11 protein-coding genes and 1 other RNA gene are annotated in these 11,994 nt (G+C 32.7%); 6 read left to right on the plus strand and 6 right to left on the minus strand.

The window, feature by feature from the left end:
- Positions 1-227 precede the first annotated feature (227 nt).
- The gene (locus BIW12_RS00470) at positions 228-1,430 is read left to right on the plus strand and encodes an IS256 family transposase (RefSeq protein ID WP_071183307.1); all 1,203 of its coding nucleotides are present in this window, start codon (positions 228-230) and stop codon (positions 1,428-1,430) included.
- A 394-nt stretch (positions 1,431-1,824) separates the two neighbouring features.
- On the opposite strand, the gene BIW12_RS00475 is transcribed toward BIW12_RS00470, so the two are convergent.
- Positions 1,825-3,246, minus strand: a complete 1,422-nt coding sequence (locus tag BIW12_RS00475) for an ATP-dependent DNA helicase (protein ID WP_071186034.1) — start codon at positions 3,244-3,246, stop codon at positions 1,825-1,827.
- 325 nt (positions 3,247-3,571) lie between these two features.
- On the opposite strand from BIW12_RS00475, the gene BIW12_RS00480 reads away from it, so the two are divergent.
- Together BIW12_RS00480 and BIW12_RS00485 are read left to right on the plus strand one after the other, a co-directional pair.
- Complete coding sequence (locus BIW12_RS00480; protein ID WP_071183308.1) at positions 3,572-4,378, plus strand: DUF3822 family protein; 807 nt, start codon at positions 3,572-3,574, stop codon at positions 4,376-4,378.
- Entirely contained in the window at positions 4,375-4,962 is a 588-nt protein-coding gene (locus BIW12_RS00485) for an RsmD family RNA methyltransferase (RefSeq protein WP_071183309.1), read from the plus strand. Before BIW12_RS00480 ends, BIW12_RS00485 begins: the two co-directional genes overlap by 4 nt.
- 73 nt (positions 4,963-5,035) lie before the next feature.
- On the opposite strand, the gene rnpB is transcribed toward BIW12_RS00485, so the two are convergent.
- An RNA gene (gene rnpB, locus BIW12_RS00490) (RNase P RNA component class A) lies at positions 5,036-5,364 on the minus strand.
- Positions 5,365-5,489: 125 nt separating this feature from the next.
- On the opposite strand from rnpB, the gene BIW12_RS00495 reads away from it, so the two are divergent.
- The 3 genes from BIW12_RS00495 to BIW12_RS00505 all read left to right on the plus strand — a co-directional run bounded on the left by BIW12_RS00495 (position 5,490) and on the right by BIW12_RS00505 (position 7,624).
- Entirely contained in the window at positions 5,490-5,789 is a 300-nt protein-coding gene (locus tag BIW12_RS00495) for a hypothetical protein (RefSeq protein ID WP_071183310.1), read from the plus strand.
- Between the two features lie 129 nt (positions 5,790-5,918).
- Positions 5,919-7,004, plus strand: a complete 1,086-nt coding sequence (gene dnaX, locus BIW12_RS00500) for a DNA polymerase III subunit gamma/tau (RefSeq protein WP_071183311.1) — start codon at positions 5,919-5,921, stop codon at positions 7,002-7,004.
- A gap of 275 nt (positions 7,005-7,279) precedes the next feature.
- Positions 7,280-7,624: a DNA polymerase III gene (locus BIW12_RS00505; protein ID WP_140487932.1), complete on the plus strand. Its 345-nt coding sequence runs from the start codon at positions 7,280-7,282 to the stop codon at positions 7,622-7,624.
- Positions 7,625-7,627: 3 nt separating this feature from the next.
- Here the strand turns inward: BIW12_RS00505 and BIW12_RS00510 are convergent, their stop codons facing one another.
- The 4 genes from BIW12_RS00510 to BIW12_RS00525 are packed head-to-tail and all read right to left on the minus strand — an operon-like array spanning position 7,628 to position 11,699.
- A complete protein-coding gene (locus BIW12_RS00510; RefSeq protein ID WP_071183313.1) occupies positions 7,628-8,215 on the minus strand; it encodes a TMEM175 family protein in 588 nt (195 codons plus the stop codon).
- Between the two features lie 9 nt (positions 8,216-8,224).
- Positions 8,225-9,115, minus strand: a complete 891-nt coding sequence (locus tag BIW12_RS00515) for a Ppx/GppA phosphatase family protein (RefSeq protein WP_071183314.1) — start codon at positions 9,113-9,115, stop codon at positions 8,225-8,227.
- 22 nt (positions 9,116-9,137) lie between these two features.
- Positions 9,138-11,210: a polyphosphate kinase 1 gene (gene ppk1 / locus BIW12_RS00520; protein WP_071183315.1), complete on the minus strand. Its 2,073-nt coding sequence runs from the start codon at positions 11,208-11,210 to the stop codon at positions 9,138-9,140.
- 3 nt (positions 11,211-11,213) lie between these two features.
- On the minus strand, positions 11,214-11,699 hold the full coding sequence (locus BIW12_RS00525) for a SixA phosphatase family protein (protein ID WP_071183316.1): 486 nt from the start codon (positions 11,697-11,699) through the stop codon (positions 11,214-11,216).
- Between the last annotated feature and the right edge of the window lie 295 nt (positions 11,700-11,994).

Consider the following 11,994-nt stretch of genomic DNA (forward strand, 5'->3'; position numbering starts at 1 on the left):
AATAAATCATTAACCCTGTCAAAGTTTTGAACTCTAACAGGGTTCAATAAAACATTAGCCATCATAATCTAAAACCAAAAGTTTGGACAAATTTATAATCTATTAAAGGTAGTGTCTCACTAACTGTGTAAGTTGAAAAGTTATTCTGAAAAATATTTGAGCTCCTTTAAAAAGCTCAAAAATATTTTTCGGAAATAACTTTTTGTTATTTTTAACCTTACATAATTATGATTGACAAAGACGACTTATTAAACAACAAGGATTTCTATAAATCCTTCAAGAATGCAGAAGATTTAACCTCATTCTTTCAAACGATGCACAAACGAGCTGTTGAACATATGCTCGAAGCCGAACTTGATGCTCATTTAGACAATGAAAAACACGATAAAACCACTAAGGGTAATTATCGCAACGGACACGGAACTAAAAAAATAAAGACCTCTTTTGGTCAACAAGAAATCAAAGTTCCTCGTGACAGAGATTCTTCCTTTAATCCCCTGCTTGTTCCTAAAAGAGAAAATATAGCCCAAGGTATTGAAAATGTCATCATCTCACTTTATGCTAAAGGCATGAGTGTTAGTGATATTGAAGAACAGATCAAGGAGGTATATGATTTTGAAGTGTCTTCTTCGACTATATCACGTATTACCAACACAATTACAAATGAAGTAGTTACTTGGCAAAACAGGCCACTAGAAGAGCTTTATTTAATTGTTTGGATGGATGGTATTGTTTTTAAGGTTAGAGAAGGTTCGAAAGTTATCAATAAAACTATTTATTTAGCTGTAGGGCTTAACAGAGATGGTAAAAAAGATGTTTTAGGAATGTGGCTTGGTAAGAATGAAAGCAGTAGCTTTTGGATGAGTGTTTTGACTGATTTAAAAGCCCGTGGCGTTGAAGATATACTTATTACAGCTACCGATAATTTAAATGGATTTACTCAAACAATCCGAAGTGTTTTCCCTGAATCTCAAACACAAATCTGTGTGGTTCATCAAATTAGAAACGCTTGTAAATATGTTGTTTGGAAGGATAGAAAACAATTTACTGCCGATATGAAACATATTTATAACGTTCCAACAAAACAAGCAGCAGAGTTGGCTTTAAACGATTTTGCAGACAAATGGGAATCCAAATATTCTTATGCAATTAAATCCTGGCGAGATAACTGGGATGAATTGACCGTATTTTTTGATTTTCCAATTGAAATTAGAAAAATCATTTATACAACAAATTTAATCGAGAACTTAAACGGAAAAATTAGAAAATACACTAAAAATAAAATGTCGTTCCCAACAGATGATGCTGTATTAAAATCGGTATTTTTGGCTTTAAGAGAAGCGACCAAAAAATGGTCAATGCCTATTCAAAATTGGGGAATTGTTTTAAACCAATTTACCATTATATTTGAAAAAAGGCTCCGATTATAAAAACGAAGCCTTAACTTTTCAACTTACACACTTTTTGGGATAGTGTCCTATTAAAAAAATGAATTTGTCATTCAAGTTCAATAATTCCTTTCTCTCTGTAGTTATAGTCCTTGTATGGTACTCTAATAATTCTAATTCATTCAATTCTTTTTCCAAACTTGTATTTTCGTTTACGCTAAAAATGTTAAAAATAAATTTAACATTATCAGATAGTATTACAAATTAAAGAATTGATTCACTCCAAATCCTCTATAAAATGGTTCGACATTTGTTCGCTTGCGACCACAATTTAACTAATACCTTAATAATACTGGTTTTTCATTTTTATACTAATTATCGGAAGGGTTTTCATGATCGGTATGCTTCTGTTCTTGACGATATTAATTTCTAAAAATTAATCTACAAAGCTCTCGTCTTTAAATCCTATTAGGTATAATTTGTTTTTGGCACGAGTCATGGCGGTGTACAACCAGCGAATGTAATCCCGGTCAATTCCGTTAGGCAAATACGGTTGTTCTATAAAAACCGTGTTCCACTGCCCTCCTTGCGATTTATGACAAGTAATGGCATAAGAAAATTTCACCTGAAGTCCGTTGAAATATTCATTGGCTTTTACTTTTTGGAATTGCTTGAATTTGGTTTCGCCTTCGTAGTCTTTTAAGACTTCCTGATATAATCGGTTTGATTCTTCGTAAGTCAACGATGGCGATTCGCTTTTTATAGTGTCCAATAATAAAACCGTTTCAAACGGAATCTGATTCGGATAATCGACCATTCGGATTTTTACTTTGGCAAACTTAAATCCGTACAATTCTTTGATATTAAAAATCTCCAAAATTTCGATAATATCACCATTGGCAATAAAACCGGCTTCGTCTGATTCTTTCAGCCAAAAATAGTTGTTCTTAACCACCATCAAAAAATCTCCCGTAGACAATTCACTTTCTTTATCGAGAATTTTAGATCTGATTTGCTCATTATATTGATTCGCTCTTTTATTCGAACGAACAATAAATGCGGTATCTTCGATACTATAATTACTGTAAGCCGAATTGATGGCATCCTGAATATCATATCCATCTACCAAACGAACAATGTCTTTGAATTTTCGAACATTAAACTGAAAATCGGTAATGAAGGAATCTTTCAATAATTCCCGAAGTTCGGTCGCATTATGCAAAATCCCGGAACTCTCTTCCTGACGCATGACTTCGTCGAGTTCGATATAATCGACTTCCTTATTATAGTTCATACTCAAAGTACGAATGTCTAATGCGGGACTGATATCTAAATTTACAGGAGGCAACTGAGCAGTATCTCCCAAAAGAATCATTTTGCAATTGGTTCCTGAATAGACATACGAAATCAAATCGTCAAGCAAGGAACCATTGGCATACATCTTTGAATCAGAATCCACATCCGAAATCATCGAAGCTTCATCGACTATAAAAATGGTATTTTTATGTTTGTTTTGTTGCAACGTAAAAGACAGGCCACCACCTGAATTTTTCTTAGGAAAATAAATTTTCTTATGAATGGTAAAAGCAGCTTTATTCGAATAATTAGCAATTACTTTGGCAGCTCGACCTGTTGGAGCCAACAAAACATATTTTTTATTGATCTCTAAAAGGTTATTTACAATAGTCGAAATGACGGTAGTTTTCCCCGTTCCAGCATATCCTTTAAGAACAAAAATGCTATCATTAGTAGTTTCTGTCAAAAAGATGGCAATCTTCTGAAAAAAAATATCCTGATTGTAAGTAGGTGAAAACGGAAATTTATTTTTTAAAAGACTATAAAACTGGGAGGAAATCATGAATTGTATTTTAACTTCAAAGATAGTTTTTTTAGCACGCAGATTTAACAGATTTTTACAGATAAATGCTTCTAAACTGAAAATACTTTTTAAACCATATAAGTCATTTAAGTTTTTAAAATAGTACAAAAAGAAAAGCTAAATTCATAAAGTGAATATAAGTTTTTGAAATTTATGGTTATAAAAAAACTTAGTGAATCTTTCCTTTTACTTTGTGACTCTTTGTGGTAAAACTTTCGGCAACTGCATTGTATTGAAATTGACTTTTGACATTGTTATTGCTATTTAAATTTGTAAGTTTGCCAAGCAGAAAAAATCTTCATTAATGGACATTACCGAAAAGAAATATAAAAAACTCTCCATTCAAGTTTCCTTGACCGGACTTTCTTTTTGCTGTTTTGATACACTTAACAATACTGTTTCTTCATTCAAGGAAATCCATTTTGACCATTTTGACAAAAATTTAAAAATAGAAGATTTGTTTGCCAATGCTTTTGCTGAACATACTGAACTGAATGAACAATACGATGATGTTCTTGTCATTCACAATAATAATCTATCGACTTTTGTTCCGACTCCACTTTTTGACGAAAATTATCTGGGAAGCTATTTGCAATACAATACCAAAGTTTTTGAAACTGATTTTTTTGCTTTTGACGAAATCAGCAATTACGAAATCAATGCTGTTTATATTCCGTATGTGAATATGAATAATTTCTTTATAGACAAATTTGGTTCTTTCGAATACAAACATGCCAACAGTATTTTAGTCACTAAATTATTAGATGCTTCTAAAAATGTGGACACTAAAAAAATGATGGTTCATTTTAATTCCACTCATTTTGAAATTGTGGTGATTCAAAATCAAAAGTTGTTGCTTTTTAATTCTTTTGAATACCAAACTCCCGAAGATTTCATTTATTACATTTTGTTCACTGCCGAACAACTGAACATGAATCCCGAAAATTTCCCTTTGGAATTAATTGGGAACATCACTACCGAAAGTCCGTTTTTTAAAATAGCTTACAAATACATCCGCAATGTTTCACTTCTTGATGTGGAAGATTTGCGATGGAACAATTATTTTTCTGAGGCCGAAAACAGAAATCATTTTATACTTTTCAACTCATGAGAATTATTTCAGGAAAATACAAAGGAAGACGCATTAGCCCACCAAAAGGTTTACCTGTTCGCCCTACAACCGATATGTCCAAGGAAGCTTTGTTCAATGTTTTAAACAATCATTTTAGTTTTGACAGTTTAAAAGTTTTGGACTTATTTGCTGGAACCGGAAATATCAGTTACGAATTTGCTTCTCGCGGAAGTTCGCCTATTACTTCTGTCGATGGCGATTTTGGTTGTGTAAAATTCATCAAGCAAACTGCTGCCGAATATGATTTTCCAATTGCTGCAACCAAAAGTGATGTTTTTAAGTTTCTCGAAAAATGCAATGCTTCGTTTGATATTGTTTTTGCCGATCCACCTTATGGATTAGACCAGGCCACTTTTGAAAAAGTAGTGTTACTTGTTTTCGAAAAAAACATTCTTAACCAGGATGGAATGATGGTTATCGAACATTCTAAATATACTAAGTTAGCCCACTTGCCTAATTTCTCTTTTCAAAAAAGTTATGGTGGTTCTATTTTTAGTTTTTTCGAATTTGAATCGGATGAAGAATTTGAAGACGATTCTTTTGAAGATGACGAAGAAGAATAATTTCAACCAACACAACATAAGAAAACCATTAACAAATTTGAATTCCTTAATGGTTTTTATTTTTGTTTTAAATAAAAAAAACAGACCTATAAGCCGGATTCTGTATTCGCCGAGGCGAACCCTTATCATTTATCTAGCCTTGTTGTTACCAACAAGATCAAGCTACCTACCCTTCAACAACGGACGAGAAACCCTTAAATGCTGATATACTTGGTATTTCACCGCATAGAGTTTACCTGGTTTCACTACAGCATTACCTGTACATACTTTCTGTTGCACTTGTCCTATTCGCCGCGGCGAATGACGGGTGTTACCCGCTATGCTTCTCTGTGGTGTCCGGACTTTCCTCCTTCTTGTCCCGATAGCTATCGGGAACAAAACGGCGATAAGGCGGTCTGTCCCGCAAAATTACAATAATTAAATTAGGCCAACAAGCCTAACAAAGCTACTTTTAACAAGCATTACATAACAGTTTAAAAATAAATTAGTTATATTTAATATTGGTTTCAACTTAATATTTTAACATTATGAAAAATATATACCACTACGATTCCGTTTCAAAAGCTTTGGACGAATTGAACGAAAATGGATTCAATTATGACTTCAATCAACATGAAGATGAAATTTTAAAGAATCCAAATCATTACGAAATCAAACACATCTATCGCTATGAAGGAGAATCAAATCCTGATGACGAAGCAATAGTATATGGCATACAATGTAAAACTGGAAAAAAAGGGGTTTATGTATCCGGTTTTGCTGCCAATTCTATTACCGAAGCTGGGCAAATTTTGTTAGATATTAGTATTAAATCCAGAAAAAAATAACTCTTTCATTGAAGTAAAAAATTAGAAGCAATAGTAAAAATCAATTGATTTTTATTTTTTTTGCATTTGGAATTCAGAATTTGCTTTTTGGTTTTTCAAATCCTATATTTGCTTTCGAATAAAATTTCTATGGAACAATTTATAGTATCAGCTCGCAAGTACCGTCCGCAAACATTTAATGATGTTGTGGGACAAAAGGCGATTACCAATACTTTATTGAATGCCATAGAAAACAATCATTTGGCCTCTGCCCTTTTATTTACTGGTCCCAGAGGTGTTGGAAAAACGACTTGTGCCAGAATTCTGGCTCGAAAAATCAATCAACCTGGTTATGATGATCCTAACGAAGACTTTGCTTTTAATGTTTTCGAATTGGATGCGGCATCAAACAACTCAGTGGATGATATTCGTAATTTGATTGATCAGGTTCGTATCCCACCACAAACCGGAAAATACAAAGTCTATATTATTGATGAGGTGCACATGTTATCATCGGCGGCTTTTAATGCTTTTTTGAAAACATTAGAAGAACCACCAAAGCATGCAATTTTCATTTTGGCTACGACCGAAAAACACAAAATCATTCCAACGATTTTATCGCGTTGTCAAATATTTGATTTCAAAAGAATTACCGTAAAAGATGCTAAAGAACATTTAGCCGAAGTAGCACAAAGTCAAGGGATTGTTTTTGAAGATGATGCTTTACACATTATAGCTCAAAAAGCCGATGGCGCTATGCGTGATGCTTTGTCTATTTTTGACAGAGTGGTTTCTTATTGTGGAAGCAATTTGACCCGTCAGGCCGTTACCGAAAACCTAAATGTTCTGGATTATGAAACTTACATTAGTGTAACCGATTTAATCTTAGAAAATAAAATCCCTGATTTATTGATGGCTTTTAATGATATTCTTTCAAAAGGATTTGATGCACATCATTTTGTAGCCGGATTAGCTTCTCACTTTAGAGATTTATTGGTAAGCAAAACACCTTCCACCTTAAGCTTATTAGAAGCAGGTGAACAGGCTCAAAAAATGTATGGCGTTCAGGCTCAAAAATGCTCTCAGGAATTTCTTTTACAGGGAATTGCAATTGCCAACGAATGTGATTTAAAATACAAATTAAGTCAAAATCAACGTTTGCTTGTTGAACTTTGCCTGATGCAATTAGCCTCTATCACTTTTGATGGAGAAAAAAAAAAGCTGAGTCCTTTATAATTCCGCCAACGTATTTTAGAAAAAACGACTATTCTATAGTTGAGCAATCTAAGCCTATTGAAAAAGCAGTTTCTGCTCCTGAAATTCACCAAAAAGAAGTTGTAACTGAAACTACTCCAGCTGCTGAAATTCCAAAAAAAACTGAACCAACAGGACCACAATTTTCAGCATTATCATTATCGAGTATTCGTGCCAAAAGAGCATTAGAAGACAACAAAAAAGTTGTAGTAAGAGAAACTGTTGACTTACCTACCGAAGCTTTTACGGAAACTGATATGTTATTGCAATGGACTAATTACGCCAAACGTTTAGGAGACAAAGGTTTCAAAATCATGGAATCTTTATTACTTATTAATGATCCTGTTTTAAACGGAACGACCATTAGTATTGAATTACCAAATGAAGGTTCGAAATTGGATTTCGAAAAAGAAATGAATGGACTTTTAGGACATCTTAGAGGTCATCTCCACAATCACAACATTACCATAGAAGTAATCGTGAATGAAAATGTAGCTGTCAAAAAAGCATTAAACGATCAGGACAGATACAATCGTTTACATGAAATAAATCCAAATATTGATTTGTTAAGAACAACATTTGGATTAGATTTAAATGTTTAAATTTTAGTTTTTCTCCCTGTTTAAAATCTTACTTTCTATACGGGTATCAGGAATTAACCACATTAAGGCAACTGTTAAATAAATCGCCAAAGAAATCCACTCATTGAAAAAGGAAATCACAATTGCTAACAGATACAAAGCCTGGGATAACTTTCCTTTACTATCCTTACCTACCGCTTTAGCTAAAAAGGATTCTTTACCATCGGCACAAATAATTGTATTTTGCAAAACAACAAAAGCAATTGCCGACATAAAAAGTACAATTCCGTAAACAGTCACAGTAGCTTTTGCAAAATCATGTTCACCCATCCAGGCAGTAGAAGCAGGAATTAATGACAACCAAAAAAGCAAATGTAAATTAGCCCATAGAATTCTTCCATCAACTTTGCTAGCACTATGCAATAAATGATGATGATTATTCCAATAGATTCCAACATAGATAAAACTCAACACATAACTAATAAACACAGGAAAAAGAGTCAGTAAATCGGTAAAATGTTCTCCTTCGGGAACTTTTAATTCTAAGACCATAATGGTAATGATTATAGCTAAAACACCATCACTAAAGGCTTCCAATCTCGTTTTATTCATAATTATAATTTATATTTTACCAAAATACATGGCTTTAACAATACCATCCGAAAGTCCAATTTTAGGAACATAGATGTTTCTGGCCCCACTCCATTTCATCGCATTGAGATAAATACGAACAGCAGGAATAATTACGTCGGCACGATCAGGATTCAAACCTAATTCGGATATTCTCTGATTGTAGGTTAACGAATTTAAAAAGGCGTATTGCGAATTGATGTACAAATAAGACAGGGGTTTATCTTGCATTTTTCCGGACATTTTGAATAATTTATTGATATTACCTCCCGATCCTATCAGAGAAACTTCATCAAATTCGGCTGTATTGGTTTTAATCCATTTTTCAATTTCTTCCCATACCACATCGTGAACCATTTCGTTCAGCAAACGCACAGTACCTACCTTAAACGACCTTGAAGTAACAATTTTACCGTCCGAAAACAAGGTGAATTCGGTGCTACCACCACCTACATCAACAAATAAGTAGGTCTTATCTGTTTTTAACAAATGGTGCAAATCGGTCGATGCAATAATAGCCGCTTCTTTTTTTCCATCGATAATTTCGATTTTTATATCGGCCTTTTTCTTGATAAGTGCCACAACTTCTTTACCATTATAGGCTTCACGCATAGCCGAAGTAGCAAAAGCTTTGTAAGATTCAACTTTATGCACTTTCATTAAAAGATTAAATGCTTTCATGGCGTCAACCATTCGGTCTGAATTTTCAGCAGAAATTTCTCCCACTGTAAAAGCATCCTGCCCCAAACGAATTGGCACACGTACAAGGGAACTTTTATTAAATTGAGTCTCTTTCCCTTCTTGCTCCACAATATTGACAACTAATAATCGCATGGCATTAGAACCAATATCGATAGCTGCGTATTTTTTAATTTTAATCATTAGTTTTTCTGTTTTAATACCACTAAAGAATAATTTCTTCTAATAAACCTACTTTTCTTTGATAGTATTTATACGTTTCAATTTGTGCTCTAAATACATTTACGCCATCATTACTACGGTATTTATTATCTAATTTATACGAATGAAAACGTGCTTTTACATTTCCTTTCCAGCCTATATCAAAGTTTTCAATCAATTCGTTTTTAATATCCTGATCATAAATAGGACAGGTAACTTCGACCCTTCCATCTAAATTTCGGGTCATGAAATCAGCTGAGGAAATAAAAACTTCTGTTTGACCTCCATTTCCAAAAATATAAATACGGGAATGTTCCAGATAATTATCTACAATACTTATAGCTTCTATATTTTCGCTCATTCCTTTTATTCCCGGAATTAATGAACAAATTCCTCTTACTTCTAACTGAATTTTAACTCCGGCATTACTGGCTTCATACAACTTATCAATCATGGCAAAATCAGACAAACTATTCATTTTCAACTTCATATAAGCCACACGACCCGCAAGTGCATGCGAAATTTCCCTATCAATTAATTTATAAAATCGATAACGGGTATAATGAGGGGAAACAATCAAATGTTTGTAACGATGTACTCTATAATTGATATTAAAAAAATCGAAAATTTTTGAAATGTCTTTTAGAATTTGCTGATGTGCTGTAAAAAGAGTGACATCAGTGTATATTTTAGCAGTAGCTTCGTTGAAATTTCCTGTCGAAATAAAGCCGTAACGTTTTGTTTTTCCGTTTTCATTTCTTTCAACTACACATATTTTGCTATGTACTTTCAATCCTTTGATACCAAAAATAAGATCAATTCCTTCAGTTTGCATTTGTTCAGCATAGGAAATATTTGAAGCTTCGTCAAAACGAGCTTGCAATTCTATCTGAACTGTAACTTGTTTTCCGTTTTTAGCAGCATTAATTAAGGAACTGATAATTTGGGAATTTTTAGCTAATCGGTATAATGTTATTTTTATCGAAGTTACCTTTGGATCCAAAGCAGCTTCTCTTAAAAACTTAGTTAAATAAGAAAATGACTGATAAGGAGCATGCAAAAGATAGTCTTTTTTACTGATTTTTTCTAAAATACTGCCTTCCAAATTGAGTTCCGGAATAGGTAACGCTATATTTTTTTTATAAAGTAAATCATATCTTCCTAAGTTTGGAAACTCCATATAATCTCTTCTGTTATGGTAGCGTCCACCCGGAATGATACTATCAGTAGAAACAATTTTCATCTTATCCAGAAAAAACTGCAAGGTATCTTCTTCAATCAACTGATCGTAGATAAAACGCACCGGCTCCCCTATTCTTCTATCTTTAACACTGGTAGAAATTTTTTCGAGCATACTTTTGCTCATATCACTATCGATATCCAATTGAGCATCTCTGCTAATTTTAATCATGTGAGCAGCAATACTTTCACAATCAAAAATATTGAAAATACTTTTTAAATTATGTCGGATTACATCATCAATAAGAATCACATATTGCTTATGATCATTTGACGGCAAAACAACAAAACGATTGATTGTTTTGGGAATTTCGATAATTGCATAATGAACAGCCGCATTTTTTTTCATGACTAATTTCACGGCCAAATAACCTATATTGTCTTTCAACAAAGGAAATTCGGCCAAATCATTCAGGATAATGGTAACTAATTCGGGACTTAATGTCTGAATAAAAAAATCTTTCAGGAAAATTTCCTGTTCAGTCGAAATTTCATTTTCGTTAATGATAAAGATATTCTGAGTCTCCAGTTTAGATTCAATATCTTTAAGAATTGCCAAACTTTCTGCCTGATGCTGAATTACAATTTCAGTTATATCTTTGACTAATTGCTGAGCAGAAATCCCTCCTAATATTTTTTCTCCAGTTTTTCCGGATAAACTCAACCTGCGGACAGCCGCAAACCGAACTCTGAAAAACTCATCTAAATTATTGGAAAAAATTCCTAAAAATCGTAATCTATCTAATAATGGTACCGAATCATCGGCTGCTTCTTGTAGTACTCTGGCGTTAAATGCTAACCAACTTTTTTCTCTATCAATATACTTTTGATCAAACATTTTTTATTTAAAATCTTTTGGAATTATTATTTTTTTGGTTTTACCTTTATTTATTTCACTCCAATTATCTGTTTCAAATTCTAAAGAAACAAATCCACTTGTAGGAACATTATCTATAAATATATCTCCAAATTTATTAACAAAATTTGTAATTGCAGCATTATGACCAAAAAGAATTACACTATCAAATTTATTAGCGCAAGATTTAATGACATGCTCTAATTGTTTTTCGTCAAAAGTGTATAAATCGTCTTTGTAAACGATATTTTCTATTGGGTATAATACATTTTGCGCAAATATTATAGCAGTATCTGAGGCTCTTTTAGCTGGACTACTCCAAATGATATACTTTTTGGGAACATATTTTTGAATTTTTGAAGAAACTAAATGAGCATCCTGTAAACCACGCTGATCCAGAGGTCTGTCAATATCTTTTAATGGCATGTCCCAATTTGATTTTGCATGTCTGATTAATACTAAATTTTTCATAGATAACGAATTTAATTGTAATTAATTCTAAAACAGAAATCGAACTTACAATTTACAAAAGAAAAGCGAAAGATTCCCATTTTATTTTTTGCTTTTTATAAACTACAGTTATCTCTTTCTAAATAAACCATAAACAATTTTATATAAAATTATAAGCCTTAAGACTAACAAGAATATTTCTACAAACATAAAAAAGAAAGCATAAGTCTACAAAAATGCATTTTGCCGATGTTTTTTTACACTTTATCGATGTTTTGTTTGGTAGATAGAAAAAAACAATCTAAGTTTGATTAAA

The sequence above is a fragment of the Flavobacterium commune genome, from assembly GCF_001857965.1.
GTDB lineage: Bacteria > Bacteroidota > Bacteroidia > Flavobacteriales > Flavobacteriaceae > Flavobacterium > Flavobacterium commune.